Source organism: Marinobacter zhejiangensis, assembly GCF_900114775.1.
GTDB lineage: Bacteria > Pseudomonadota > Gammaproteobacteria > Pseudomonadales > Oleiphilaceae > Marinobacter > Marinobacter zhejiangensis.
In genome coordinates, this window is record NZ_FOUE01000001.1 from 854978 (window position 1) to 881638 (window position 26661).

Here is a 26661-nt window from a genome sequence, read left to right on the forward strand (position 1 = left end):
CGGGAGGGACGGGGGAAAATGGACAGGCGCCGGTGCACAACTTTGACTCCGACGCCTCATCAATGGGCACGGCAGAGCGGTCTACCACTCGTGCAGTTGCTCACCGAGCAGGCTGTCGCTGGCGACGTTGACCGGACCATGGCGGCCGCTCAGGGTGAATGGCAGACGATGGCGGCCTTCGGTCTTGCCATCAATCAGTGGCGCATCAATGCCGAAGGTATCGGCCGCCTGGCGATAGAAATCCGGTCGTACGATCGCCTTGACAGTTTCGATCTCAACCGGGCCGAGCTGGCCATGGCACGCCAGCCGGGTAGCCAGCCAATGAGCCTGGGACAGCCAGGGAAAATTGGCGGAATTGCGGAAAAAGTGCTGGTGCAGGTGCGGGTGAAACAGGCTGAAAGGGTGGTGATCAAGGTTGTCGATCTGGCTGCCCAGGTAGTCCGGCCGTGCCAGTACCGCACGCAGCTCGCCATGGTTGGCCGGGTTGTCCAACCAACGGCAGGCGCCGAGCAGCGCGCGAATCAGTCGAAGGTGGATCGCCGGGTGCTGCTCTGACCAGTCCGCACGCATTCCCAAAACCTTTTCTGGCGCGTTCTGCCAGATCTGGTGCCCGGAGTGAAGGATACGTCCCAGACCCCGGAGTTCCAGCACACTGTTCCAGGGTTCACCCACACAGCAGCCCTCAACGGCACCGGCGCGGAAGGCATCGACCATCTGCACCGGTGACACCGGAATGATCTGGACATCGTCCGGGCTGACCGGGCCTGCGGAGTTCAGCCAGTCCCGCAGCTGGAGGTCGTGGCTGGACCAGGGGGCCACCGATGCCAGTCGGATCGGCCGGCCGCGATCGCGGGCCAGCTGAATGAGCTGGCGGGCCGAAGCCAGCGGGCTGTCTTCGCTGGCACCTTTCGCCATCAATTCATCGTAGAGCCGGGTGGTCAGAGTGATGCCATTGCCATTCCGGCTCAGCACCATGCCGGTCACCACCGGTGTCGCTGGCTGGCCCTGACCGAGGGACATGGTCAATGGCATGGGGGCAAGCATCTGGGCGCCGTCCAGCAGGCCAAAACTGACTTTGTCCCTCACCGAGGCCCACGATCCCTCACGAACCAGCTCCACATGCAGGCCTTCGGTGTCGAACAGGCCCAGTTCCTGGGCCATGATCAAAGGTGCGCTGTCGAGCAGGGGAACAAAGCCCAGACGAATCTGGAAGGCGGGGTGCTTATGCAGCGGGGTGGGTGCTGCCGGTGTTGGCTGGGTCATCGCAGCGCGTCTCCCTCAGGATGCGTGTTTCAGGCCTCGACGAACGGGTGCGATACCCGTTTGCTCATCCCCCAGGATCTCAATGACCCGCTGGGCGATGGTGGCGAGGCGTTCGCTATGATCCATGGCGGATTTACGCAGCACCTGGTAAGCGGCATCTTCGTCGCAGCCTTCCCGCTTCATGATCAGCCCTTTGGCCCGTTCGATCAGTTTGCGGTCTTCCAGTGCGGAGCGGGTTTCTGCCAGTTCAGTGCGCAGTGCCTGGAAAGACTCAAACTGCACCACGGCGGAGTCGATGATGGAGCGCACCCGGTCTGGCTGCAGACCATCCATGACATAGGCGCTGACGCCGGCATGGAGGGCGGCTTTGATGGTGGCACGATCGGCCGGTTCGTTGGCGCAGAACACGATGGGGCGAGGCGCATGTGCGTTCAGGGTGCTCATGTTTTCCAGGGTATCCCGGTCGGGCAGGTCCATATCGATAATGACCATGTCCGGTTCGTCCCTGGCGACCGCAGCGGTCAGCCCGGTTGCGTCGGGACGCTGGCTGATCACATCGTGGCCCTCCTGCTCAAGCGCCTGCTTGACCAGGTTGGCGCGTTCGCTGTCCTTGTCGATCAGGAGTATGCGGAGAGGGTCGGTTGAAGTCATGGTGGTCTTCCTCTGAAAACTGGGCTGTGCGAGCGCGTTGCGCCTTTCCCTGGTTCCTCAGCAATATTTTTGCCAATCGTTCGTTTTCCTCGTAACTGTTGATGCCTTCAGTCATTTTCCAGCCAGCTCAGCATCTTTCCGTTGGTGCCAGTGGTCCCTGGGGTGTGCGAATGTGGTGCACGCTGCACCAAATTGAGCGGTAAAACCGCTGGGGCGCCCGGTCAATTGGCGCTAAGTGGCTGTTATGCAGAGGGTGGCCCTGTTATTGCTTAGGCACACGGGTACGTTTATCAATGCGAATAGTTGTCTGGCAATGAAGTCCGATGCTTCGCGGTGTCTCCGGTTGTCCGGGGCCTGTCGAAACACCGGACTTTTTTTATGGCCGGCCCCAATATCAGGAGAACCCGTGACAGTGACTTCCACGGACTCGTGTCGAACCACCTGCCCTTATTGCGGTGTTGGCTGCGGTGTCTTGGCGCAGGGCGGTACGACGCCTTCGGTCGCCGGTGACCCGGCCCACCCCGCCAATGCTGGCCGGCTGTGCGTCAAGGGTGCGAACCTGCATGAAACCACCGGTCATGGTGGCCGTTTACTGGCGCCAAAAGTGGCGGGGCGCCGGGTGTCATGGCCGGATGCCCTCACCGCAACCTCCGAGGCCATTCGCCAAGCCGTGGCCGAGCATGGCCCCGGCTCGGTGGCGTTCTACCTGTCTGGCCAGTTGCTGACCGAGGATTACTACGTTGCCAACAAGCTGGCCAAGGGCTTTATCGGCACGCCCCATGTCGATACCAACTCGCGGTTGTGTATGTCGTCGGCAGTGGCCGCCCACAAGCGGGCGTTTGGCGCGGATGCCGTTCCTGGCTGCTACGACGACCTTGAGCTGGCGGACTTGCTGGTTCTGGTGGGCAGTAATGCGGCCTGGAACCATCCAGTGCTGTATCAGCGAATGAAAGCGGCGGCCCGGGACGGGCGACGGGTGGTGGTGATTGACCCCCGCCGCACCGCGACTTCCGAACTGGCCGATTTGCACCTGTCGTTGCGCCCCGGTACCGACACCGTGCTGTTTAATGGCTTGCTGGTCTGGCTGGCGGATCATCAGGGCGTCGACCAGGATTACCTGTCCCGCCACTGCGACGGCTATGAGCTGGCATTGGCGGCCGCCCGTGACGCGGCCCCGGACCTGGGCAGTGTGGCCCGCCAATGTGATTTGGCTGAGGCAGAGGTTGAGACCTTCTATCGCTGGTTCCTGGAAACCCCCCGCACGGTGACCGGTTTTTCCCAGGGGGCCAACCAGTCGGTGGCCGGCACCGACAAGGGCAATGCCATCATCAATTGCCATCTGGCGACAGGGCGGGTTGGACGACCGGGCGCCAGCCCGTTTTCCCTGACTGGTCAGCCCAATGCCATGGGTGGCCGTGAGGTGGGTGGCCTGGCCAATACCCTGGCCGCCCACATGGACTACCAGAGCGAGGCCGATAAGGCCCTGGTCACCGAGTTTTGGGGGAGCCGCCAGTTGGCCGATGGCCCCGGCCTGAAAGCCGTGGATATGTTTGATGCTATCCATCGCGGGGAGATCAAGGTGCTGTGGGTGATGGCCACCAACCCGGCGGTCAGCCTGCCGGATACCGTGCGGGTAAGGGAGGCGCTGAAACGATGCCCCACCGTGATTGTCTCCGATTGTATGGCCGATACTGACACCACCGCCTACGCCGATATCCTGCTCCCGGCGACCGGTTGGGGCGAGAAAGATGGCACCGTCACCAATTCGGAACGACGGATTTCCCGTCAGCGCGGTTTCCTGCCCCCGGCGGGGGAGGCTCGCCCCGATTGGTGGATCATCAGCGCGGTCGCGCGACAGCTTGGCTATGGCAAGGCCTTCGATTATCAGGCGCCGGCCGATGTTTTCCGGGAACACGCAGCGTTATCGGCGTTTGGCAACGACGGTCAGCGGGTGTTCAACCTGGCGGGCTTGGCGACCCTGGGTGATGATGCCTATGACACCCTGGCGCCGATCCAGTGGCCGGTGCTGGACACCGCCGCTGGGATAGTTACAGGCACCCCGCGACTGTTTGCCGACGGGGTGTTCTGTCACCCCGATGGGCGGGCCCGCCTGGTGCCCATTCGCACGGTGCTGCCGGTCAGCCAGCCGGATGCCCAGCGCCCACTGGTGGTCAACACCGGCCGGGTGCGGGATCAGTGGCATACCATGACACGCACGGCCAAGTCGGCCCGGTTGCTGCAGCATCGGGCGGAACCGTTTATCGACGTTCACCCCCACGACCTGCAACGGTTCGGTGTGGCTGATCAGGGACTGGCGGTGCTGGAAAACCGGGGGCAGCGCTATATCGGACGGGTGCGTCGGGCCGAAGGCCAGCGGCCGGGCGAAGTGTTCGTACCGATACACTGGAATCAATGCTACACCGGCGCCGGCCTGGCTTCCGCCCTGACCGAACGGATCACCGACCCGTTTTCGGGGCAGCCTGAATCGAAGTATGGCCTTGCTGCCTTGAGGCCCTTCCCCGCCCGCTGGCATGCCCGCTTGTTGTGTCGGACTGGCCGACCTCGTCGCTGGAAAGCGGACTATTGGAGTTATGTGCCCCTGGACCACTGTGACAGCTGGTGGCTGGCGAGCGAAACGGAGATGGACTGGGTTGGCCAGGCCGACTATTGGCTGGGTGGTGTTCCGCAACTGGTGATGAGCGATCCGGGCCAAGGCCGGTATCGGGCGGCGCGGATTGTTGATGGGCGTCTGGAGGCCATCATTCTGGTGGATCGGGAGGTCAGCCGGTTGCCCGAATCGGCCTGGCTGGAAGCCTGTTTTAGCCAGGACGCTCTGAGTGAACGGGACCGGAGGGCGCTGCTGGCGGCCCGGGACAGCGAAGCGGAAGACATTGGTGCCATCGTCTGCAGTTGTTTTCAGGTAGGCCAGAACCAGATTGAAGCAGCCATCGCGGATGGCGCCTCGTCGGTGGCTGCGTTGGGCCAGCAACTGAGGTGTGGCAGCAACTGTGGGTCCTGCATTCCGGAACTGAAGGCCCTGGTGGAAACACTGGGCGAGGCCGTCGAGCCCTAGGCGGTGAGCGCAGCTTCCTCTCGGCGCAGCAGGGACAGGGGAACCCGGTAGCGCAGTTCTCCGCGCAGGGCCGGGCAGGCCACCGTACAGGTCTTGCGATTCACCCGCAGGATGTGTCCGACCCGGTGGCTTTGGCCTTCGCCAAAGAAGACTTTGTCGCCCACCCGCCACTGCGCTCGGGCGGAGGTCGGGTCCGGCAGCCGTAACGGCTGATCCGACAAGGGCAACCCCCGCCTTTGTGCCTGCTCTGCCAGGAACCCCTGTACCCTGTTGCCCTGACCCTGGGCATGCAGATTGTCGAGGATCTGATAGAAGTGGCCGTTGTGGACGGAGCCGTGGTAGCGCTTGCCATCCTGTTGTTGCAGCAGGTGCGCGAACTCATGGCAACAGGTGTGAGCGAGCAGGTTCAGCGGGGATACGGTGCCGCCAAAGTAGCGGCGCCGGGTAATCTCCCGTGTGGACAGCCAGGCGGCGGCGGATTCTGCCTGCTGCTTGGCCTCGACCATCCGAACCCCATAGGTAATCTGGTGCAGGCCCTGGCGTGGATCATAGCGGTGATAGGTGGCCTGCCCATGGCCCACCCGGCAATGCAGTTTGCCCCGGCTGCGGCCCGAGGCGAGCGGCCAGAGAATTTGCTCAGTGGCATCACAGAGTAATTCGCCGAGTGGGCGATGGAGGGACGAACTTAACATGGGGCAGCCGGTTACCATGGACAACGGATTCGTGCGCCCATGATAGCGGCGAAGTGGCCAACAAAAAAGGCGCCCCGAAGGGCGCCCTTGTCTCGAATCCTGGAAATCAGGCTTCGATCGGCGCGCGCCAGTCGTCAGCACCAGAGGTGCCGGCAACAGCGTGTTCCCAGGTGACCTTACGGTAGGCCAGGGAAACTTCCACCAGCTGGGTGAACTCGGCTTTGGCCGGGTCCTGGCAGTGGGGCATGTTGCAGTCGATGTTGATGATGGTGGCATCTTCCAGGATGGTGGAGAAGAAGTGCTCCTGCTTGCCCTCTACAGAGGTGCGGTACCACTTCAGCTCAACCGTCGGCAGCATTTCGCCGGACGCCAGGGCGTTGTACATCAGCGGCGTGGCTTTGTTCAGGGCGGCAGTGAACTTGAACGGCTTGTGCACACGCTGACCAGAAGGCTGACCGGACTGAGGATCAGTCGGTACGGTCACAACGTGGCTGAATTCCTGAACCAGTACTTCGTTTTCGTGGCCTTCCACGTAGATGTTGCCGACGGAGTCGGAAGTAAAGGCACCGGCGGTGATGTTGCCCTGGGTTTGGCCTTCAATGCTGATATAACAAGGAGTTGGCATAGTCTGCTCCATGACTGTGATGAATTGGAAATGTCCTTTGGGTTCTCCCTGGACGACCAGTCCTATAGCGATCACTGTGCCAGTTCTTGAAAGTTCAACTTTATTAATGAGTTACGTTTTTTGTTGCGAGCTTGCCAGCTTTGTTTGAGCAATAACTTGCGAGTGGTTGGGCGAGAGTTTGCTGGCCGGGCAACTTATTGCCCAGGCCTCAGCGCAATCGGAACCGGACCGGCAGGGTGAAACTGAATTGGCGGCCGTTCATGGTGTCGGGAACCCTGGGTAACGGTTCCGCGGCTTTCAACAGGTCCAGCGCGGCCTGATCCAGCAGCACATGATTGGAGCCTTGCTCCAGTCGCCAGTTGAGCAATGTGCCACTGCGATCGAAGGTGAATCGGATGACTGGAGTCCCCTCCTGGCCTAACCGCTCGGCCCTGCGGGGGTATGCAAAGTGACGGCCCAGATGGCGTGCCAGTTGGCTGAGGTAGTCATCGACGGTGTCGGACTGGCCAGATTGGAGTTCGGTCGGGGCTGGTGGCGCCGGGGCCACAGGGGGCGCTGACGCTACGGGCGTGTCGGCCGGTGTCGGGACGGGGGGCGTGAGCTGCGTCTCTGGCTCTGGCTCCAGCTTGGGCTGGGGGGGCGGCTCCGGGCGCGGGGCTTCTGCCGGTTCAGGAATCGGGGCGGGTGGTTGTGGTGCCGCTTTGGGCGGGGGCGTTGGTTGCGGCTGCGGCGTCGGAACGGTTTCGGCGATAACCGGCTCGGGAGCCGCCAGTGCGATTCGGAGGGGGGTGGCCGCGGTTTCCACCTCGCCTGATTCGAGGGTCAGGGGGTTCTGAACGGTGGCGTGGGGCAACGCCAGGGCCAGGGTGGTGATTGACATGGCGATGGCCACCAGCAGCACCAGGTAACGTTGGGTGCCGGTCATGACGTTGGCTCCGTCAGCAGGATCACCTCGTCGTAACCCAGCTGCTCAAGCTGCCGCAGAAGTTGGTCGAGGGCCGCCATCGTCAGTTGCCCTTCCGCGGCAATCCGCAACGCTTGTCCTTCCTGCACCTCTGGCAGTGCTTGCCCCAGGGCCTCTGTGGTAACTGGCTGACCGTTGACGAGCCAGCGGCCGTCGGCGTGGACAACGAGGTCAGCGATGGGGGGCTGGTGCGGTTGCTCGCTGGTGGCTGTCGGCAGCTCCGGCAGCGGTGTTTCGGCAAGCTTGCCAGACACGATGAAGAACATTAGCAGCAGGAACACCAGGTTGATCAGCGGCAACAGGCTGTCTTCCACTCGGTCGAGCAGGGATTTCTGGCTTCTGGGCTGGTCGGGTTGCAGGGAGATCATGGCTGACCACCCTCTGCTGTCGGTTCCCGGCGCCAGTGGGCGCTGATGCCAGCGCGGTCCAGGGTGCTCAGGGTCTGAGTGAACTCCGTCAACGGTACGCTGTCGGCGGTGTCCAGGGTGATGGCCTCAACGCCCTGCCGCTGGACTTCCCTGATCAGTGTATCCAACGGCCAGGGGCGGTCCTGCCACCAAAGCTGCCCAGTCTCATCAAGGTGTATACGGGGTAACGGCTCACCGGAGTGGGCGGTGCCGCCGTTGCTGCGGTTATCCAGCTCGATCATGCCAGTCGGTAGCAAATGACTGGTGACCATGAAGAACACGAGCAAGATAAACACCACGTCGATCAGTGGCGTTATTCGTATCGGTAAGGGCCTCGGTGGCCTGGGGTCAACCAGCTGCATGGGCGAACGGCGTCTCACAGGTCATAGGCTCTGGCTGGGGAGTGCTGCGCTGGGGCTGGTCATTCGCGGAATCCCCGCGCTCACTGGCTGTGGTGGCGGACTCTTCGGATTGCTCTGGTAATTCAGGGGTCAGCACGCTCACCAGGGTGGCGTTAACCATGCTGTTCAGTCGTCGCAGGCGGAACTCGGCCCAAGCGGCCAGGGCCGCGAACGGAATCGCCAGGACCAGGCCAGCGGCCGTGGTGGTCAAGGCCTCGTAGATGCCTCCACTGAGCTGGCTGGCGCTGGCCTGGCCCTCGCTGGTTGCCATCGCGCTGAACGACGCCATCATTCCCAGAACGGTCCCGAGCAGGCCCAGCAGAGGGGCCAGGGCTGCAACCACTTCCAACACTTTCAGTGGCGCATCAAACGGTTCCAGGGCAGCGCGGGCGTCTCGGCTCAGAGCCTCCCTCAGGGTGTCTGGTGAACGTTGGGCCAGGCGCCCGGACATGGCCGTGGTCATCATCGCCTGCAGGGGATTCTGGCGGCTCAGCCAGGAGCTCTGACAATCCAGTTGATGGAGGCCGTCCGGGGTGGGCTTCTCTTGCCAGCTCGCCAGGGCCTTTTTGAGTGGTCGGGATAGCCGGGGAGCGAAAACGGCGGCGGTCAGCAACAGGTAGAAAAAGGCGATCAGGCCAACCAGGGCCAACACCAGCAAGACCACAATGACGGGTCCGCCCATGTCGATCAGCTGCTGTAAGGGGGTGGCGTAGACATCTGCCGAATTGGCCATGGTGATCCCGTCCAGTGATTGGTGGCAAGTGATAAATGAATTGCCAATGATAACCATTATCAAATAAAAAGTGAACGAGCGCCTGGAAAAGAGGGTTGGATGAGGTTAGCCCAGCCAGCCGGAGGAGGCGGCGGCCTGCCAAAGCAGCCGCAAAGCCAGTGCCGTCAGCAGGAGGTTGAATACCTGATTGAAGCGTCGGTTACTGAGACGTTTCAGGACATGCAGGCCAAGCCAGGTACCGGCCAGGCCAAACACAATCATTGCCAGGATAAACCCCAGCCATTGTGGGAAGACAAAGCCCGCTACACCAAACACCAGGGCCTTGGGCGCATGCTGAAGGGTCATAGCGGTGGCAAAGGTGGCAATGGTGGTGAATCGGTCCCGGTGGATCTGTTTGATAAACGCGGCCACGAGCGGGCCGGTTGCGCCGACAAACAGGCTGATAAAGCTGGTCAGTGCCGAGGCCATGAAGATTCCCGGTTTTCCGAAGGCCATGCCCGGCAGATCCGGCCCCCAGCATAGGTAGAGGACAAACAGCGCAATGGTCAGTTGCCAGACCTGCTCCGGGAGGTCAACCAGCAGCCAGGCGCCAAGGGCGGCGCCCACCACCACGCCTGGGGCAAAGGCGGCGATGACCCGCCAGTCCACCTTCTTCCAGGTCATGGCGGCCCGGCCACCGTTGGAGCCGAGCTGGACCAGGCCATGAACCGGAATAATGGCGGCGGGCGGTATCCACATGGCCATCAGCACCAGCAGCAGGACGCCACCGCCGGCTCCCAGGCTGGCGGTGATCATCGACGTTAACGCTGAGCAAAACAGCAGGATCAGCGCCGTGGTTGGGGTCAGGGCGTCAGGAAGCAGGGCGAAATCCACGTGGGCTCCTTGGCTGGCTTATTGATCGCCGGGGCTGTTGCAAAAAGCGTCGTTACGAAGCTGGCGGGTATTGCACAGGGCTTCGGTGGCGAGCTGGACATCGGCGACGTAGTACAGCGAGGCCAGGCCCAGGCGGTCGCGACCGAGGTTGTGGTAGACCATGCCAAAAGCGATGTCGCCGGCGGTGAAACGGTCGTGATGACGGGCGAAGTAATCCGCCGGCGCCGACAGTTCGTCACTGGTCAGCAGCGCCTGAACCCGCCCTGCTCCACCATGGTAGGCCTGGATCAGCAACAGCGTGAACAGCCTCTGCTTTTTGTCGTCAGGCAGGTTCCCAAAGCGTTCTTCAAAGGCTGGTCTCAGGTTACGGGCGTTCTGGTTCATCAGCTTGAGGGCGCAGTCCAGCTGAGCCAGGCGGTGCCAATGGTTGCTCGGGCTGATGCCGCAGTCACTCAGGGCTGAGGTCGACAATTGCAGGATACCCCGGGCGTTGGCGGTTGAATGGGCCTGGGCCTGACCGCCGCTTTCGATCAGCAGTTGTCCTGCGAGATAACGGGGCAACTCAGCCGGTAGCTGCAGGCGTTGCTGGGAGGTTCGGGTCTGGTGGACCAGTACGAGCGCATCGTGCAGTGGCCCCGGGTTGTCGCGGCTGCGATAGCGTATGTCGTCCCAGCTTCCCCAGATCCGGTCGCTTTCTGAAGTACCCAGGTAGCGCCCCATGGCCTCGTTGAGGTCGACATGCGGCTGATCGCACGCCAGGGCAAAGGGGTAGCCCGTGGTGTCGGCGTCGCCAGCGATCCAGGTTTCGACTTTGTCTCTGGCAGCCATCGACGCTCGGGCTTCGTTGAGGCGGTGTTGGGTGCCGACACGGGACACCCCGTTGTCGATGTAGCCAAGGAACTGGCCCCGGCGACCAAACAGGATGTGACGATTGGACTCGGAACAGAAGCCGGATTCGGTCAGTACCCACCGGCGGACTGTGACGATGTTGTTGTAGACCCCCTGGCTTTCCCAGTAGGGCGTGTCCCGGACTACCGACATCCAGCCGGGACTGGCCGCCGGGTCTGCAGCCAGCGGCAGGGACAGCCAGAGCAGCAGGCTGGGGAGAAAGCTTCGGATACGTGGGCTCATTGAGGGTTCCCTGAACATTCGCACCATCGACAGCATCCTAGCCAGAGTCGGCGCTGCCGTCCACGCCCCGATATTGCCAAAGGCCTGATGAATCCTTTTCTAATCCGTGAGTTGCGGTATTCTTTCCGATTATTACGAAAAGAACCGCCCGGAACCAGTGACATGAAAGAAACCGAATACCTGCGCTATGACGCCATCGCCCTCGCCGATCTGATTCGTCGTGGAGAAGTGTCTCAACAGGAAGTCTGTGAAACCGCGATTCGTCGCGCGGAATCGGTCAATGGGGTGATCAACGCCATTTGCCAGCCTCAGTACGACAAGGCAAGGGCTCAGGCGCCGGTCGCCGATCAGCCGTTTTCCGGCGTCCCCTTCCTGCTCAAAGACCTGGCTCAGGAGCAGCAGGGAGAATGGTGTTCCTACGGCAGTCAGGGGTTTCGTGGCAACATTGCCGACCAGGATTCGGAATTCGTCCGCCGCAGCCGCGACAGTGGACTGGTGTTCCTGGGCCGGACCGCGACACCGGAGCTGGGTCTGAAAGCCATCACCGAATCACGGCTGTGGGGACCAACCCGTAACCCCTGGAACCGCGGGCTGACGCCGGGTGGGTCCAGCGGCGGTTCCGGGGCGGCCGTTGCGGCAGGTATCGTGCCCATGGCCGGCGCCAATGATGGTGGTGGCTCTATCCGTATCCCCGCAGCCTATAACGGGCTGTTTGGTTTGAAGCCGTCACGCGGGCGGGTGTCGGTGGGGCCTCATGCCGGGGAATCCTGGACCGGGGCCTCCATCGATCACGTGGTCAGTCGCACCGTGCGGGACAGCGCAGCCATGCTGGACGTACTGGCAGGGCCGGCAGCGGGAGACCCGTTCCGGATTCCGGCTCCGGAGGTCCCCTACGCGGATGTGCTGCAGCAGACACCGCGTCCGCTGAGAATTGCGATGTTTACCACGTCACCTTACGGCACCGACGTTGATCCCGCCTGTGTTGAGGCCGTTGAAACCACCGCCCGCCTCCTGGAAAGTCTCGGGCATACGGTCGAATACGCCGAGCCCGAGTTTGATGGCCCTGCGCTGGCTCGCAGTTACCTCGGGCTCTATTTTGGCGAAGTGTCCGCCGCTATGGACCGGGCGGCCGAGCAGTGGGGGGCCAAAGACAGCGATTTCGAGCTGGAGACCCGTCTGCTGGGCATGCTTGGCCGGAGTTTGCCGGTGCCAGACTACGTCCGTATGCGCCAGCGTTGGAACGACTTTGCCCGGGCGTTGGGCCGGTTTTTTGGTCAGTACGACCTTTACCTCTGCCCAACAGCGGGCCAACTTCCGGCAAAAATTGGTGAGCTGGCAACGCCGGGCCACCTGCAACTGGTTGCCCGCTTGATGCTGTTGCTGAAAGCCGGCCGCCTGGTCCACCGCAGTGGCCAGGTCGAACATCTGGCGATGGAAAGCCTGGCCCGCACACCGTTTACCCAGTTGGCGAACCTGACCGGTACCCCGGCGATGTCAGTACCGCTGTCCTGGACCAGTACCGGCCTGCCCGTGGGGGTCCAGTTTGGTGCGCCTCATGGTGACGAGGCCACTCTGTTCCAGGTGGCGGCCCAGCTCGAAGAAGCCTCGCCCTGGTTCAGTCAGTATGAACGCCTGGAGGGGTTGGTCTAACCTCCTGTCAAACGGCGGTTTTTCAATAAGGTGGTGGATAGCCGTTTATCTTTGCTTTGGGAACAGGCTATGCTGGGAACAGGGAGTGTGCGAACTCCTGACCGACCAGACGGCATCGAGGAGGCGAGTGAGCGATGAACCAACCGATGGCAATCGAAGAGCTGGTGTCCGTTGCGCAGGCTGAGGCCATGGGAGAGCTGGATGCTCCGATGATGGCCATAGTGCTGTCCGGCGACCAAAGCTATGACCTTCCTATCAACTCATTGGAGACTGATGCCGACAAGGCCCGCTGGGGACTGATCCTTAGAGCCGCCCGCGAGCACGTAGAGGCGGATGCGGTAGCCCTGCTGTATCCGGCCTGGACCACCATCCGCCGTAAACCGGGTGCGCCCTCAGAGGCGTCAGAAGAAGCAGCCCAGGCGGATACCGCTGACCCGATTGATACCCTGTTCGTTCAGCTCCACACCCGCGAGCGCATATACTGGCGTGGCTTCGAGCAAATCCGTGATCCCCGTCATCAGCGCATCATTGGATTCCGCGGTATTGGTGCATTGTCCTCCGATTACGAACGGGGACGCGAGCCCAAGACCACGGAATGGCTGACCACTCTGTTCGAGCCGCTGCCCTGCGAGGGCGAGGAAAGCGAGGTGGATCGCGAGCTTGCCCTGTTGCTGGACGAGGACTCGGAAGTCAGTGCAGCCCTCTACCCCCGTCAGATGCGAGCGTTGCACTAAATTCGCCGGAGCCTGGTGTTGTGGAACACCTCGGGGTATTTGCTGCCCCGGGGCACCGGCCCCGCCCCTGTTGTCGCCCGCAACGCCCCCTCCTCAGTCGCAGCATAGATCCCGAGCCGGCTCTGGCATCCCCAAGACAGCAGCAGGAAACGAAGCATCGCCCCTTCCCTGACCAGTCCAAGTGGTGGGAATGTCTGTGTGTCCTATAGTGGCATTTAACAACAGCAAACATTCGGGATAGAACGTATAATGCTGCGCTTTTAACCGTTGCACTCACAAGGCTGCTCCGTGATTGAATTTGACCAGGTCCAGAAGTCGTACCAGGTGGGCGGTCGGGCGATCCCCGCACTGCACGCCACCAGTATGACGATCCAGGCGGGTGAGGTGTTTGGAATCGTCGGTCACTCCGGTGCCGGAAAGTCCACGCTGGTTCGCCTGATCAACCTTCTCGAACGCCCCACCGATGGGCGCATTCTCATTGATGGCGAGAACATCACCGATTACAGCGCCGAGCAGCTGCGCGCGCTGCGTCGCAAGGTCGGGATGATTTTCCAGCACTTTAACCTGCTGTCATCCAAGACTGTGGCCGACAACATTGCCTTCCCGATGAAGCTCGCGGGCAACTACAGCAGCAAGGAAATCAGTGTCCGGGTTGCAGAGTTGCTGGCACGGGTGGGGTTGAGCGACCACGCCAGCAAATACCCGTCCCAGCTCTCCGGTGGCCAGAAACAGCGGGTGGGTATTGCCCGTGCGCTGGCCTGCCGCCCTGCCATCCTGTTGTGTGATGAAGCCACCAGTGCTCTTGATCCCCAAACCACCCAGTCCGTCCTGCAACTGTTGGCCGATATCAATCGGGAGCTGGGGCTGACCATCGTGCTGATTACCCATGAAATGGACGTGGTGCGCCGGGTTTGTGATCGGGTGGCGGTGATGGATGCTGGCCGTGTGGTGGAAATGGGGGCGGTCAGCGACGTGTTCCTGCACCCTCAGCACCCGACCACCCGCGACTTTGTGTTCGAGAGCGAGAATATTGACCGCAATGAGATGCAGGAAGACCTGGATCAGGCCTCCGGGCGGATTCTGCGCCTGACCTTCCGCGGTGATGCGACCTATAAACCACTGCTTGGTCAGGTGGCACGGGATTCCGGTGTGGACTTCTCCATCCTCTCGGGCCGGATTGACCATATCAAAGACACGCCGTACGGCCAGTTGACGCTGTCGCTGGTGGGTGGCGATCTCGGAGTGGCGATGTCAGCGCTGGAAGCCGCAGACGTTCATGTGGAGGTATTGCGCTGATGGAAGACCTGTTGATCAACGTAGACTGGGTGGAAATCGGCTGGGCCAGCTGGGATACCCTGGTGATGGTCGGGTTGTCGCTGTTGTTCAGCGTGCTGATCGGACTGCCGCTGGGCGTGTTGTTGTTCCTCACCGGAAAACGCCAGTTGCTGGAACAGCCAGCGGTGTACTCGGTGCTGTCGTTCCTGGTGAACGTGCTGCGGTCGGTGCCGTTCATCATCCTGCTGATTGTGATGATCCCGGTGACGGTGATGATCATCGGCACCTCACTGGGGGTGGCGGGTGCGATTCCGCCGCTGGTCGCTGGAGGGGCGCCTTTCTTTGCACGGCTGGTGGAAACCTCGTTGCGGGAGGTGGACCGGGGCATTATCGAAGCCACCCAGGCGATGGGGGCGAACATCCGCCAAATCATCTTTGGTGCGTTGTTACCTGAGGCCTTGCCGGGCATTATTGCCGCGGTCACCGTGACCGCCATTACGCTGGTTTCCTACGCGGCCATGTCGGGCGTGGTGGGCGGCGGTGGTTTGGGTGACCTGGCCATTCGCTTCGGTTATCAACGATTCCAGACCGACGTTATGGTGATTACCGTTGCCTTATTGGTCATTTTTGTTCAGTTACTGCAGATGGCCGGAGACCGGCTGGTGCTGTATTTCAGCCGTCGCTGAGAGCGACGGATTCGGGAAACCACAACAAGAGGTTAGGACATGAAACTGAAAAACCTGCTGGCGGCCCTGACCGCCGTTGCCGCTTTCTCATCCGCGCAGGCTGCTGAGGAACTGAGCATTGCCGCGACGGCGGTGCCGCACGCTGAAATTCTGGAGTTCGTTAAACCCCAGTTGATGGAAGAGGGTGTCGAACTTGAGATCAAGGTCTTCACTGACTACGTTCAGCCCAACATCCAGGTGGCCCAGGACCGTATGGATGCCAACTTCTTCCAGCACCAGCCGTACCTGGATGAGTTCAACGCCGGCCGGGGCACCAGCCTGGTGAGTGTGGTGGGCGTGCACGTTGAGCCGTTCGGCGCCTACTCCCGCAAAATCGACTCCCTGGACGCTCTGGAAGATGGCGCCAAGGTTGCGATTCCCAACGACCCAACCAACGGTGGCCGTGCGCTGCTGCTGCTTCAGAAAGCCGGGCTGATTACCCTGGAAGACAGCAGCAAGATCACCGCAACACCACGGGATATCGCCGAGAACCCGAAGAACCTGGACTTCTTCGAGCTGGAAGCCGCTACCCTGCCGCGGGTGCTGGATCAGGTTGATGTTGCGCTGATCAACACCAACTACGCCCTGGAAGCTGGCCTGAACCCGGCGGAAGATGCGCTGGTGATCGAGGGCGCCGAGTCTCCGTACGTCAACATCCTGGTATCACGGGAAGACAACAAGGACTCTGAAGCCATGCAAAAGCTGGCTGCCGCGCTGACCTCCGAGGCCGTTCGCGACTTCATCAACGAGAAGTACGAAGGTGCGGTTGTTCCTGCATTCTAATGCGGAATCCGGTGCCTGGTTGAACAGGTAACGGCTAGAACTGAGGGCGCCGGCGGTATCCGTCGGCGCCCTTTTTATTGGCCTTTTCTTTCCCCGCCTATTTCTTTAAGCGCCAACCTGCCGCTGACGCTCAAAATGTTCCCGGGTGAGCTTGAAGACCACCGGGCTCAACAGGACCAGTGCAATCAGGTTGGGCAGCGCCATCAGCGCATTGAGGGTGTCGGCCAACAGCCAGATAAAGCCAAGGTCCGACGTGGCGCCAAAGAAAATGGCAACCACCCAAAGCACCCGATACGGCACGATCGCTTTGACGCCAAACAGGAATTCGACGCAACGTTCGCCGTAGAACGACCAGCCAAGAATGGTGGTGAAGGCAAAAATCGCCAGGGCAATGGCAACGATGTAATTGCCGACCCCCGGCAGGGCATCCGCAAACGCCATGGAGGTGAGAGAAGCTCCCTCGGCGCCAGAGGTCCAGGTGCCGGAGGTGATGATCACCAGGCCGGTGATGGAGCAGATGATGATGGTGTCGATAAAGGTCCCCAGCATTGCCACCATACCCTGCTTGACCGGATTGCGGGTTTGGGCCGCGGCATGGGCGATGGGCGCTGAACCGAGACCGGCCTCGTTGGAAAAGATGCCCCGGGCGACACCAAAGCGGATCGCTGCCCAGATAGCCGCACCGGCAAAACCGCCTTGGGCGGCGATGGGGCTGAAGGCGTGTTCGAATACCATCACCAGCGCCGCTGGCAGTTCGGCAGCGTTGATGGCCAGCACCACCAGGCCAGCAATCAGGTAGGAAATCGCCATGAACGGAACCAGGGCGCTGGCAACCTGGCCGATGCGCCGGATGCCGCCAATCAGCACCAGCCCTACCAGAACCATCAGCGCCACGCCGCTGACCCAGTGCGCTACGTCAAAATTGGTGGCCAGAACGTCCGCGACGGAGTTGGCTTGCACGGTGTTGCCAATACCAAAGCCGGCAATGGCACCGAAGATCGCGAACAGCACACCGAGCCAGGCCCATTTGGGCCCCAGGCCGTTGCGAATGTAATACATTGGCCCGCCGACATGGGCGCCGCGTTTGTCCACCTCCCGGTAGCGAACCGCCAGTACCGCCTCGGCATACTTGGTGGCCATCCCGACCAGAGCCGTCAGCCACATCCAGAACAGCGCACCAGGGCCGCCAAGGAACACTGCGGTGGCAACGCCAGCAATATTACCGGTCCCCACCGTGGCAGAAAGCGCCGTCATCAGGGCCTGGAACGGGGGAATCTCGCCGTCGTCGGCAGCGCCGGAGCGGCCTTTCCACATCAGCCTGAAGCCTTCGCCCAGGCGAAGGATGGGCATGAATTTGAGGCCGATACTCAGGAACAGGCCGACGCCGAGGATGAGGATCAGCATGGGGGGGCCCCAGGCGAGCGCGTTGATCTGCCCAACGATGGTTTTGATGACTTCCATGAGTCCCTCCTGAATGGCGGTAAGTGAATACGTAACCTTGGGGGTCGTAAACGATGTCTTCTCTGAGTCTAGGAGGAAAAAGTTGTTTGTAAACCGCTATTTGCCGAAGTGACGGCGGGGGCCGTCCGAGGGTGATTGGATTTTTCCCGTAGTGGCGTAAGCTGAAAGGGTCATTCAAGCATTCGTATGAGAACCGTTATGACCGCACCGGAAGTGTCCACCGTCAATGCCAATGGGCTGTCGTTTTGTGTTGAAACCCGAGGGAATCCGGAGGGGGAGCCGGTGATCTTCATCATGGGGTTGGCGGCGCAGATGACCCTGTGGCCGGAAACCCTGCTGGATGCTTATGCCCATGCCGGGTACCGGGTGATCCGCTTTGATAACCGGGATATCGGCCTGTCCAGTCACCTGCGGGAGTCGTTAACCGGGCACCCGTTGGCCATTATGGCGCGGCACCGCCTGGGTTTGCCGGTCACTGGCCCCTACTCGCTCTATGATATGGCGGCCGATGTGCAGTCACTGATGGCGGCGTTGGGCATCAACAGTGCCCACGTGGTCGGCGTGTCGATGGGGGGAATGATTGCTCAACTGCTGGCGGCGACCCGGCCACGGCAGGTACGTTCGCTGATGTTGATCATGACCTCCACCAACAGCCCTCGGCTGCCATTACCTAAGCCGAACCTGATCGTGCGTCTGGCCGGTATCGGTGCCAAAGGCCACGATGAAGCGTCGGTGGTAGCGCGCGGGACTGACTTCTGGCGAGCCATCCAAAGCCCGGCCTACCCTGTGAGTGACGTGCTGGTTCGCGAGCGCCTTACCCGGGATTTTCGGCGCAGCTATCACCCGGCCGGTATCCTGCGGCAAACCCGGGCTATCCTGGCCACCGGAAGCCTGTCGTCGCTGACCCGGCGCATTGAGGTGCCAACCACCATTGTGCACGGTAACGCTGACCCGCTGGTTCGCCCGGCTGCGGCAAAACAGCTGAAGCACTTGCTGCCCCATGCGCGCCTGGAACTGGTGGACGGTATGGGACATGACTTGCCTGAGCCTTTATTGCCGCAGTTTGCTCAATGGGGAATGGCGATGGATGCTCACCCGGGTGTGTTGCGCTGACTGGCCAATTAGAACTTTCTGTTTTGGTGGCTTTTGCCTATGTTTAAGGAAAGGCAGATGGCCATAGGAGGTTGCCCAAGATGCGCTCGCTGAAAGTGTCGGATGTTATGTGGAATCATATCGAGCCCATTCGGTGTGGTACGCCCCTGACCACGGTGGTCAAGGTCTTGCTCAGCAATCACGTCACCGGATTGCCTGTGGTGGATGACCATCGAAAAGTACTGGGATTTGTGTCGGAACAGGACTGCATCCATGCACTTTTGGTCAGCAATTACCACTGTGAAGGGGAACCGACTGTGGATGATGTCATGTACCAGACCCCGGTGACCGTGAGTCCGGAGATGGCGGTGGTGGATCTGGCCCAGAACCTGGGGGCGGGCAAGCCCAAGGTCTACCCCGTGGTGGACCATGACCGCTTGGTCGGCATCGTGACCCGCACAGCTATCCTGAAACAATTGGCCAGTTCTGGTTGTGGCGTGGAGCTGCCCCGCTATGCGGATGCTGAGTAAGGGCTGATGCCCGGTGAGTAGGTGTTTGTGCTACCCCCGACGACGCCGGGTTCATGCTAAAACAAGGGTTTTTGAACATGGTCTAAGGTTATGTCCAAACCCTTGAGAGCAAATCCCAGGGTCCGTCACCTGGTGTTTGCATTTTTCATGTCGGGCTTGATGTCTCTGCTCATGTCCGGTGTTATCACCTTCATCAACACTGGCTTTGCGTCAGGTTACCTGCTGCGCTGGATGCACGCTTTTGTCGTGGCCTGGGCAGTGGCGTTCCCTTTGGTATCGCTGATTGCTCCTCTAGCTCGCCGACTGACCGACCTGGTTCTGGGAAATCCGGTGCCCTCAGATGTCCAGCCTGTGTCAACGGAACCCCCACAATAGCCCGAAATCCATCGACGGCATGACGTCGGGCATTTCCAGGGCGCGGATGTTGAAATCCAGTTCACTGCAGTCACGCTGGAAGCTGCCGGGGTAGCGATCTCCGGCCGGGCCCAGTATGGCCTGTGCAAAGGGGCCGGTCAGTCGCACCGGTCGCCGGGTGACCACCGCAACCTCATTGTTGGCCAACCGGACCAGACTACCGGGTGGGTAGGGCGTCAGAGCCTCAAGCAAGGCCCTTCCAATGTAAGGCCGGAAGTCTTCCCTGCTCTGCTCAAGAATGGCTTTCTGAGCATCGCTGATGCTGCAGCGTTCGCGGTAGGCGCGCCAGGTAATCATGGCAATATAGCGTTCGGCATAGGACAGAATCTGTGCCTCTGGAAGGATATCGCTGCGGCTGAGTCCGCGAGGGTATCCGCTACCGTCGCTGTGTTCGTGGTGCTGCAGAACAATGTCGATCAGCAGGGGGTTGTCGATACCGGCTTTTTTCAGGGCCTGGGCACTGCGTTCGGGGTGTTTGTGGATCACCGTGCGCTGCTCGTCAGTCAGCAGCCGAGGTGAGGCATTGAGCTTGTCCAGGAACGGCAGCAAGGCGATGTTGGCGGTCAATGCTGCCGCCACCAGTACCGAGGTGCGGTTATCGTCGAGGCCAGCTTCCATCGCCACGAAATGGCAGATGATGGCGTAGAACAGGGTTTGTTCGTAGGCGGTGGGCTCCACCGAATAGAGATGGACGAGGGCCAGGCAGGGGTCCGGCGCTTCGCGGCAGACCCTGTCCAGTAACCGGCTCAGGCCCAGCAGTCGTTGCAGGGCGCTGTCCTCTTGCGAGGAAATGGCCGCGAGGGTGGTTTCGAGGGTGCGCAGCAGGGTTGGGTAGTCGGTGAACGGATTGCGTTCACGGGCGTCGTCAAAGGCTTCTTCTGCAGGTTCGGCCTGGTCCCGCTTGCGTGGCTCGAACAGTCCACGCTCGAATAGCTGTTCCAGCTGGGTCTCGTTCTGGATAACGTAGCCCTGTCGCAGCAGCACCTTGCCATCGGCGTCATAGACAGTCCACGGCAGGGGTTTGCCAATGACCAAAGCACCGGGGGCGACACGAACAAGGTTGGATGTGGACATAGTTTGATTGTGCTGGATTTTTCCACCACTTTACCTGATGGCAAGGGGGTCGGGGTAGAGGCGGGGCGGGCCGATCCCGGTGTTCAACAAGACAATCTGTCATTTTGTGTTACAGGCCATTTTTTTGCCTGATTTTTGGGCTAAGCTACAGCGATAATTTGCGGTACCGGCCGGTTGTGCCTCGCGTGGATTGTTCGAGACCCAAGAACAAATAATAAGAATGGATGCTCCGGTAATGTATTACCGATTAAGGAATAACTTTCGCCTTTCCATCATTACCCTTCTCGGTGCCAGTGCCGTTCTGGGTATTACGCCATTTGCCGTCTACCGGTTCTGGCAGGGCAACTTGCCTGCCGGGTTTGCCGACACCGGAATCCTGCTCAGCATCTGTATGGCGGTGGTCTATGCCTGGCGGACGGGTGATACTGACCGCGCCGGGTTTGTGCTGGCACTGGTGGCGGTAGGCGGTGGTGCCACGGTCGCTACACTGCTGGGTGAAGTGGGGCTGTTCTGGCTCTTCCCTTCCCTGATTACCAGTTTTTTCCTGACCTCTGCGCTGATCGCGGTGCTGGTGAATTTTGGCGCTCTGGGCTTCTTGCTGGCAGAGGGTACGGCGTTTTCCTCTCAGGAGCAGATGTGGTCGTTTGTGACGACCGCCATCGTGGTCAGCTGTTGCGCCTATGTCTTCGCGTTGCGCAATGACAGCCAGCGGGAGCGCCTTGAACACCTGGCGACGCTGGACCCCCTGACCGGTGTAAAAAATCGCCGCTCAATGGATCAGGAGCTGGCAGCGGCGGTGCTGGCGAGCCAACGCAATGGCGTGTCCTATGCGTTGGTGGTGCTGGATCTCGACCACTTCAAACGCATCAACGATGAATTCGGACACAGCGTGGGCGATACCGTGCTGGTGGAATTCGTTGACCTGCTGGTCACCCACATCCGCAAGTCCGATCAGCTGTTCCGCTTTGGCGGTGAGGAGTTTGTGCTGCTGATGCCAGGGGTCGATGAACGCGGCCTCGACGTGGTCATGAACAACCTCCAGCACAGCCTGCGGCGCTCACTGAAAAGTCCTGGCGGTCAGGCTGTGACAGCTTCCCTTGGCATTGCATTGCTGCAGGACGGGGAAAGCGCCGCCAGCTGGATGGCGCGGGCCGACGATGCCCTCTATCGGGCCAAGGCCAGTGGTCGCGATTGCATCATTTACGCAGACCTTTCGGCGGTGGCCTCCGGCTGAGGCGAAAACCAGAACAGGCGAATGCCAAGCAGGATACTGGCGGAGGCGAGACCTCCGGTCAGCCCCACCCAAAAGCCGGCGGCTCCCATGGCCGGAACCAGCCAGTCGGTAAAGGTCAGGGCATAGCCCAGTGGCATGCCCACCCCCCAGAACGAAAACAGCATGATCATCATCGGGATGCGGGTGTCCTTATAGCCACGCAAGGCGCTGATGCAGGTCACCTGGATGACGTCCGCAATCTGGAACATGGCGGCGTAGATGAGCAGGCTGATGGTGACGTTCTGAACGTCCACATCCCCGGTGTAGAGACGGGCAATGCCGTTGGCGTTGAGGACCAGCAGGGTCGCGTACACGCAGGCAATGGCCACAGCCAGGATCAGCGAACTGCGGGAAATCAGACGGGCGGTGTCCGGTGCCCCGGCACCCAGCAGAAAACTCACTCGCAGGGTCAAGGCCATACCCAGACTCAGGGGCAGCATGAACATCAGTGAGACCGCATTCAGGGCAATCTGGTGCCCGGCCACCACCACCGGCCCCAGCGGCGCCAGGAACAGGGCGATGATGGAAAACATACTCGCCTCGACAAAAATGGTGAAACCGATCGGCAGGCCAAGTTTCAGGATATAGCGGATGTCTGCCGGGTCGGGTCGGCACCAGTCGGCAATCAGGTGGAACTGGCGGTAGGCCTTGCTGCGGTTGAGGTACACCAGCAGCGCCAAGGCCGCGATGCCGTTGGACAGGGCTGTCGCCCAGCCACAACCTACGCCGCCCATGGCCGGCAGCCCCAGCTTGCCATAGATGAAGATGTAGTTGAGCGGCAGGTTGAACAGGGTGCTGAGCAGTGAAAACGCCATGATCACATGGGTATGGCCGAGCCCGTCGGTCAGGCCTCGCAGGGCGGTCATCAACAGCAGTGCCGGTACGCCCCAGGCGAAGGCGTCGAGGTAGCCCTGAGTAATTGACGCGGTGTGGGGGTCCAGCTCCAGCATGGCCAGTACCGGATGCACATTGGTCAGCAGCAGGATCATGATCACTGCTGCGCCGGCACCGATGTAAAGCCCCTGCCAGGTCACCGGCATGATGCGGCCGAGTTGCTGGCTGCCCCGGTAGCCGGAAATGATGGGTTGCAGCGCCTGCAATACTCCCATGAACAACAGGAACAGCGGCATCCACAGGCTACTGCCAATGCCAACGGCGGCCAGGTCTTCGGCGCTGGCGTGGCCGGCCATGACGGTGTCGATGACGCCATTGGCCATCTGGGCAAGCTGGGCAACGAGGATCGGCGCGCCCAGCAGTGACAGGGTTTTCCATTCGCTGAGGGTACGCTGAAGCAGTGGCTGGCGTGCTTGAGGAATGGGTTGGTGGTTCTCGTCCAGGGCGTGCACAGTGTCCAATCCGAATGATTCAGAAGGTTGAAGAGTAACGGCGAATAGTAACCTGTGGTGGATACATACGTGCATAAGGGAAGATGCTTGTGGATAATACCCGGTTTGTCATTGTTCTGACATGAGTCGGAGGCTTGGGTCGTCCCTCCCTGCTTTTGTTGTGTCAGGCGCCGTTGCAACTACCGGAAACCAACATGCTGAGCCCTGAAGCCCTGGCCGTGCAGGCCGCACTGATCGAGCGTGGACTGGAAACCCCGCTGAAAGAGAATGTGCTCGATCGAGACCAGAAAGTGGAGCGCATCACCGATCTGATGGCGCAGGTGGTGGCCACCCTGGGTCTTGACCTCAACGATGACAGCCTCGCGGATACGCCTTCCCGCATTGCCCGCATGTACGTCGACGAAATTTTCTCCGGCCTCGACTATCGCCAGTTCCCCAAGATCACCCAGATCGAGAACAAGATGGGGGTGGACGACATGATCCGTGTTCGGGATATCGAGGTGCTCAGTACTTGCGAGCACCACTTCATCACCATTGATGGCACCGCCCGGGTGGCCTATATCCCCCGCGACCGGGTGATTGGCCTGTCCAAGATCAACCGCATTGTGCGGTTCTTTGCCCAGCGCCCTCAGGTGCAGGAACGGCTGACCCACCAGGTGCTGGTTGCACTGCAGACCCTGCTGGACGTTGACGATGTCGCGGTCCAGATCCGCGCTACCCATTATTGCGTCAAGGCCCGAGGCGTTATGGATAGCGGCTCATCGACAGAAACCGTGGCGCTGGGCGGCGTATTCAGATCCGACCAATGTCGCAGGCAGGAATTTCTGGCGGGTTAATCCAGCGGTGCCCTGTCGTGGTAAAGTGGCGCCCGGATAACGTGGGGGAAGTGGCTGTATGGTCCTGCTGGTGTTGGTCACCATTCTGTGGGCGTTTTCGTTCAGTCTGATCGGTGAGTTTCTGGCCGGACAGGTCGACAGCGATTTTGCGGTGCTCAGCCGGGTCCTGCTGGGTGGATTGGTGTTCCTGCCGTTCCTGCGCTGGCGTGGTGTACCGCTGGGACTGAAAGCCGGGACCGTGGCGGTTGGTGCACTGCAGTTTGGCATCACCTACCTGTGCCTTTATCGCTCCTTTTCCTATCTGACAGTGCCGGAAGTCCTGCTGTTTACCATTTTTACGCCGCTTTACATCACCTTGATCGATGATGCCTTCAAACGGCACTTCACCCCTGTTGCCCTGCTCGCTGCGGCCGTCGCCACCCTGGGCGCGGGCATTATTCGTTACGATGGTCTCAGCCAGGACTTTGTGGTGGGTTTTCTGCTCCTGCAGCTGGCCAATATCACCTTTGCGGCCGGCCAGGTCGGCTACAAACACCTGATGCGGCACTACGCCGGCCACACCGCAGCGCGACGCACGTTTGGCTATTTCTTCCTGGGGGCATTGCTGGTGGCGCTGCCCTCGTTCCTGGTGTTCGGAAACGCTGAGCGATTGCCCGTGACGCCAATACAGTGGGGGGTGTTGGCCTGGCTGGGACTGGTGGCGTCCGGATTGGGCTTTTTCCTGTGGAATCGCGGGGCTTGTCAGGTCGATGCCGGAACCCTGGCGGTGATGAATAATGCCCTGGTGCCCGCAGGCTTGTTGGTTAATCTCCTTATATGGAACCGCGATGCGGATTTGGTACGTTTGGCGGTTGGTGGCGGAGTCATTGCCCTGTCCCTTTGGCTAAACGCACGATACCGGACCCGCCCAAACTGATACAGGGTGCCCCCGCCTGTGTCCCTGCCTGCCTTTGAGTGGCATTGGAAAGAAGTTTTGGTGGCCTTTGCTACACTCTTAGAACGTTGTTAATTGCAACAGATGCGTTTTATTCCCTGCAACATTTCCGTCAGGAATCCAACCTAATGCGCAAAAACTTACCTGTCACTCAGCGTGAAGTGCTAATGACAGAGGGAAGCCGTCTTATTACGACGACCAACCTCAAAGGTGTCATTACCTACTGCAACGACGACTTTGTTGAGATCAGTGGCTTTACCAGGGACGAACTGGTTGGGCAGGCCCATAACATTATTCGCCACCCGGATATGCCACCACCGGTCTTCAAGGCCATGTGGGACACCATTTCGGCTGGTAAGCCCTGGATGGGTATTGTCAAGAATCGGGCCAAGAACGGTGACCATTACTGGGTCAGCGCCTATGTAACGCCGATTCTGGAGCATGGCAAGGCTGTTGGCTTTGAGTCGGTACGAGTGAACCCAACCCGTGACGAGGTGCGGCGGGCTGAGAAACTCTACCGTGAGGTGAATGCCGGTAAATCATGGTCTGGGTTGATCGGTCGGCTGGCCTCCGTGCTGAAAACCGGCTGGCCTTTCCTGCTGTCTCTGGTATTGTCCGTGCTCGCGCTGGAACTGGACCAGAAAGCATTGGCCATCGCCCTGATCGTGGGTGGCCATGTTGCTGGCGCAGCACTGTTGTTGCGTTCGATGACCGGGCGTTTACGACGGCTGATGGACATTCGTCCCGACACCTTCCGGGACCCGCTGGTGGCGCGCACTTATTCGGATGAAAGCGGGCTGTTTGCCCAGCTCTCGCTGATGTTGGTCAGTGAAGGTGCCCGCATCAACACCGCGCTGACCCGGATTGAGGACCAGTCCGAGCAGTTGGTGGAAAACGCCGAGTACAGCAATCGACTGATTTCCGAAGGTGCCGAGGCGATTGCCCGCCAGCGGGCCGAGACAGATCTGATTGCCTCTGCGATCAACGAAATGACGGTGTCGATCCAGGAAGTGGCCGAGACTGTGGCCGACAACGCCCGCGTGGCGGAGGAGGCCAACGAACATGCCGCGACCGGTGGACACCTCAGTTCCGAGGCACTTGAGGCCATCGAACAGCTGGTCAGTCGGGTTGGTGCAATCGGCAGCGCGATCGGCAAATTGGGTGAGTCGACCGAAAGTATCGGTGAGGCCACCCGGCTGATATCCGACATTGCCGACCAGACCAACCTGTTGGCGCTGAATGCCGCGATCGAAGCCGCCCGGGCCGGTGAGCAAGGGCGAGGGTTTGCGGTAGTGGCGGATGAGGTTCGCTCGCTGGCGGCGCGGACCCGAGAGTCGACGATTGGTATCCAGGAGGTGATCGGTGACTTCCAGGCCCAGGTGGCCCAAGCGATCCACGCCACCAATGAGGGGGAGGCCATGGCTGGCCAAGGGCTGGATAAAGTACGCTCGGCGGAGCAGGCACTGCAGGACATCGTGACCTCCATTGCCCGAATTTCAGACAGCTTTATCAGCATGTCGGCGGCGTTTGAGGAACAGAGTCAGGTGTCGGAAGAGATCAACCAGCAAGTGGTGAACATCGCAGAGCTGGCGGATCACAGCAATGAGAAAGCCGAGTCGGCGAAGTCGTTCAGTGACCAGTTGCGAGATATGTCGGCGGGTCTGAAAGACCTTGTCGCCCGGTTCAATAGCAAACTGAAGCAATAAACAAATTCACAGAAA

The 26661-nt window shown here is 60.7% G+C and carries 27 protein-coding genes; 13 read left to right on the forward strand and 14 right to left on the reverse strand.

The window, feature by feature from the left end; all coding sequences use genetic code 11:
• Positions 1 to 81: 81 nt before the first annotated feature.
• Both BMZ67_RS03820 and BMZ67_RS03825 read right to left on the reverse strand, forming a co-directional pair.
• Positions 82 to 1263, reverse strand: a complete 1182-nt coding sequence (locus BMZ67_RS03820) for a CmpA/NrtA family ABC transporter substrate-binding protein (protein ID WP_092020562.1) — start codon at positions 1261 to 1263, stop codon at positions 82 to 84.
• Between the two features lie 15 nt (positions 1264 to 1278).
• Positions 1279 to 1914 (reverse strand): ANTAR domain-containing response regulator, encoded by a 636-nt coding sequence (locus tag BMZ67_RS03825; RefSeq protein WP_092020563.1) that lies wholly within the window; start codon positions 1912 to 1914, stop codon positions 1279 to 1281.
• Between the two features lie 406 nt (positions 1915 to 2320).
• Here BMZ67_RS03825 and BMZ67_RS03830 point away from each other — a divergent pair, with 406 nt between their 5' ends.
• Positions 2321 to 4987, forward strand: coding sequence for a nitrate reductase (locus BMZ67_RS03830; RefSeq protein WP_245749859.1), 2667 nt, complete (start codon positions 2321 to 2323; stop codon positions 4985 to 4987).
• On the opposite strand, the gene BMZ67_RS03835 is transcribed toward BMZ67_RS03830, so the two are convergent.
• The 8 genes from BMZ67_RS03835 to BMZ67_RS03870 all read right to left on the reverse strand — a co-directional run bounded on the left by BMZ67_RS03835 (position 4984) and on the right by BMZ67_RS03870 (position 10813).
• Positions 4984 to 5679 (reverse strand): hypothetical protein, encoded by a 696-nt coding sequence (locus tag BMZ67_RS03835; RefSeq protein WP_092020565.1) that lies wholly within the window; start codon positions 5677 to 5679, stop codon positions 4984 to 4986. The genes BMZ67_RS03830 and BMZ67_RS03835 overlap by 4 nt on opposite strands.
• Before the next feature lie 106 nt (positions 5680 to 5785).
• On the reverse strand, positions 5786 to 6304 hold the full coding sequence (locus BMZ67_RS03840) for an Hcp family type VI secretion system effector (protein WP_092020566.1): 519 nt from the start codon (positions 6302 to 6304) through the stop codon (positions 5786 to 5788).
• A 208-nt stretch (positions 6305 to 6512) separates the two neighbouring features.
• Positions 6513 to 7229 (reverse strand): TonB family protein, encoded by a 717-nt coding sequence (locus tag BMZ67_RS03845; RefSeq protein ID WP_092020567.1) that lies wholly within the window; start codon positions 7227 to 7229, stop codon positions 6513 to 6515.
• Positions 7226 to 7636, reverse strand: coding sequence for an ExbD/TolR family protein (locus BMZ67_RS03850; protein ID WP_092020568.1), 411 nt, complete (start codon positions 7634 to 7636; stop codon positions 7226 to 7228). Before BMZ67_RS03850 ends, BMZ67_RS03845 begins: the two co-directional genes overlap by 4 nt.
• Positions 7633 to 8037 (reverse strand): ExbD/TolR family protein, encoded by a 405-nt coding sequence (locus tag BMZ67_RS03855; protein WP_092020569.1) that lies wholly within the window; start codon positions 8035 to 8037, stop codon positions 7633 to 7635. The genes BMZ67_RS03850 and BMZ67_RS03855 overlap by 4 nt, the downstream gene beginning before the upstream one ends.
• Positions 8024 to 8809, reverse strand: a complete 786-nt coding sequence (locus BMZ67_RS03860) for a MotA/TolQ/ExbB proton channel family protein (RefSeq protein ID WP_092020924.1) — start codon at positions 8807 to 8809, stop codon at positions 8024 to 8026. Before BMZ67_RS03860 ends, BMZ67_RS03855 begins: the two co-directional genes overlap by 14 nt.
• Before the next feature lie 105 nt (positions 8810 to 8914).
• Positions 8915 to 9682: a sulfite exporter TauE/SafE family protein gene (locus BMZ67_RS03865; RefSeq protein WP_092020570.1), complete on the reverse strand. Its 768-nt coding sequence runs from the start codon at positions 9680 to 9682 to the stop codon at positions 8915 to 8917.
• 18 nt (positions 9683 to 9700) lie between these two features.
• The gene (locus BMZ67_RS03870; protein WP_175481821.1) at positions 9701 to 10813 is read right to left on the reverse strand and encodes a hypothetical protein; all 1113 of its coding nucleotides are present in this window, start codon (positions 10811 to 10813) and stop codon (positions 9701 to 9703) included.
• A gap of 162 nt (positions 10814 to 10975) precedes the next feature.
• Between BMZ67_RS03870 and BMZ67_RS03875 the strand changes: the two genes are divergently transcribed.
• Positions 10976 to 12463, forward strand: coding sequence for an amidase (locus tag BMZ67_RS03875; RefSeq protein ID WP_092020571.1), 1488 nt, complete (start codon positions 10976 to 10978; stop codon positions 12461 to 12463).
• Between the two features lie 134 nt (positions 12464 to 12597).
• Complete coding sequence (locus BMZ67_RS03880; protein ID WP_092020572.1) at positions 12598 to 13197, forward strand: hypothetical protein; 600 nt, start codon at positions 12598 to 12600, stop codon at positions 13195 to 13197.
• Here BMZ67_RS03880 and BMZ67_RS18550 read toward each other — a convergent pair.
• Positions 13194 to 13355, reverse strand: coding sequence for a hypothetical protein (locus BMZ67_RS18550; protein ID WP_175481822.1), 162 nt, complete (start codon positions 13353 to 13355; stop codon positions 13194 to 13196). The genes BMZ67_RS03880 and BMZ67_RS18550 overlap by 4 nt on opposite strands.
• 130 nt (positions 13356 to 13485) lie before the next feature.
• Here BMZ67_RS18550 and BMZ67_RS03885 point away from each other — a divergent pair, with 130 nt between their 5' ends.
• The 3 genes from BMZ67_RS03885 to BMZ67_RS03895 are packed head-to-tail and all read left to right on the forward strand — an operon-like array spanning position 13486 to position 15980.
• Entirely contained in the window at positions 13486 to 14493 is a 1008-nt protein-coding gene (locus tag BMZ67_RS03885) for a methionine ABC transporter ATP-binding protein (RefSeq protein WP_092020573.1), read from the forward strand.
• Positions 14493 to 15158 carry a methionine ABC transporter permease gene (locus tag BMZ67_RS03890; protein ID WP_092020574.1) on the forward strand — a complete coding sequence of 222 codons (666 nt, stop codon included), beginning with the start codon at positions 14493 to 14495 and terminating at the stop codon, positions 15156 to 15158. Before BMZ67_RS03885 ends, BMZ67_RS03890 begins: the two co-directional genes overlap by 1 nt.
• 45 nt (positions 15159 to 15203) lie before the next feature.
• Entirely contained in the window at positions 15204 to 15980 is a 777-nt protein-coding gene (locus BMZ67_RS03895) for a MetQ/NlpA family ABC transporter substrate-binding protein (protein WP_175481843.1), read from the forward strand.
• A 105-nt stretch (positions 15981 to 16085) separates the two neighbouring features.
• On the opposite strand, the gene BMZ67_RS03900 is transcribed toward BMZ67_RS03895, so the two are convergent.
• The gene (locus BMZ67_RS03900; RefSeq protein WP_092020576.1) at positions 16086 to 17441 is read right to left on the reverse strand and encodes an alanine/glycine:cation symporter family protein; all 1356 of its coding nucleotides are present in this window, start codon (positions 17439 to 17441) and stop codon (positions 16086 to 16088) included.
• Positions 17442 to 17639: 198 nt separating this feature from the next.
• Between BMZ67_RS03900 and BMZ67_RS03905 the strand changes: the two genes are divergently transcribed.
• The 3 genes from BMZ67_RS03905 (at position 17640) to BMZ67_RS03915 (ending at position 19438) form a co-directional block, all read left to right on the forward strand.
• On the forward strand, positions 17640 to 18554 hold the full coding sequence (locus tag BMZ67_RS03905) for an alpha/beta fold hydrolase (RefSeq protein ID WP_245749860.1): 915 nt from the start codon (positions 17640 to 17642) through the stop codon (positions 18552 to 18554).
• A gap of 80 nt (positions 18555 to 18634) precedes the next feature.
• Positions 18635 to 19063, forward strand: a complete 429-nt coding sequence (locus BMZ67_RS03910) for a CBS domain-containing protein (RefSeq protein ID WP_092020578.1) — start codon at positions 18635 to 18637, stop codon at positions 19061 to 19063.
• 90 nt (positions 19064 to 19153) lie between these two features.
• Positions 19154 to 19438, forward strand: coding sequence for a DUF2798 domain-containing protein (locus BMZ67_RS03915; protein ID WP_092020579.1), 285 nt, complete (start codon positions 19154 to 19156; stop codon positions 19436 to 19438).
• Here the strand turns inward: BMZ67_RS03915 and BMZ67_RS03920 are convergent.
• Positions 19418 to 20551, reverse strand: a complete 1134-nt coding sequence (locus BMZ67_RS03920) for an HD-GYP domain-containing protein (RefSeq protein ID WP_092020580.1) — start codon at positions 20549 to 20551, stop codon at positions 19418 to 19420. The two genes, BMZ67_RS03915 and BMZ67_RS03920, sit on opposite strands and share 21 nt — an antisense overlap.
• A 235-nt stretch (positions 20552 to 20786) precedes the next feature.
• On the opposite strand from BMZ67_RS03920, the gene BMZ67_RS03925 reads away from it, so the two are divergent.
• Positions 20787 to 21785 carry a GGDEF domain-containing protein gene (locus BMZ67_RS03925; RefSeq protein ID WP_092020581.1) on the forward strand — a complete coding sequence of 333 codons (999 nt, stop codon included), beginning with the start codon at positions 20787 to 20789 and terminating at the stop codon, positions 21783 to 21785.
• On the opposite strand, the gene BMZ67_RS03930 is transcribed toward BMZ67_RS03925, so the two are convergent.
• Entirely contained in the window at positions 21752 to 23161 is a 1410-nt protein-coding gene (locus BMZ67_RS03930) for an MATE family efflux transporter (protein WP_092020926.1), read from the reverse strand. The two genes, BMZ67_RS03925 and BMZ67_RS03930, sit on opposite strands and share 34 nt — an antisense overlap.
• 203 nt (positions 23162 to 23364) lie before the next feature.
• Between BMZ67_RS03930 and folE the strand changes: the two genes are divergently transcribed.
• The 3 genes from folE to BMZ67_RS03945 all read left to right on the forward strand — a co-directional run bounded on the left by folE (position 23365) and on the right by BMZ67_RS03945 (position 26646).
• A complete protein-coding gene (folE, locus tag BMZ67_RS03935) occupies positions 23365 to 24006 on the forward strand; it encodes a GTP cyclohydrolase I FolE (protein WP_092020582.1) in 642 nt (213 codons plus the stop codon).
• Positions 24007 to 24064: 58 nt separating this feature from the next.
• Positions 24065 to 24922: a carboxylate/amino acid/amine transporter gene (locus tag BMZ67_RS03940; RefSeq protein WP_092020583.1), complete on the forward strand. Its 858-nt coding sequence runs from the start codon at positions 24065 to 24067 to the stop codon at positions 24920 to 24922.
• A 146-nt stretch (positions 24923 to 25068) separates the two neighbouring features.
• On the forward strand, positions 25069 to 26646 hold the full coding sequence (locus BMZ67_RS03945; RefSeq protein ID WP_092020584.1) for a methyl-accepting chemotaxis protein: 1578 nt from the start codon (positions 25069 to 25071) through the stop codon (positions 26644 to 26646).
• Positions 26647 to 26661: the final 15 nt, after the last annotated feature.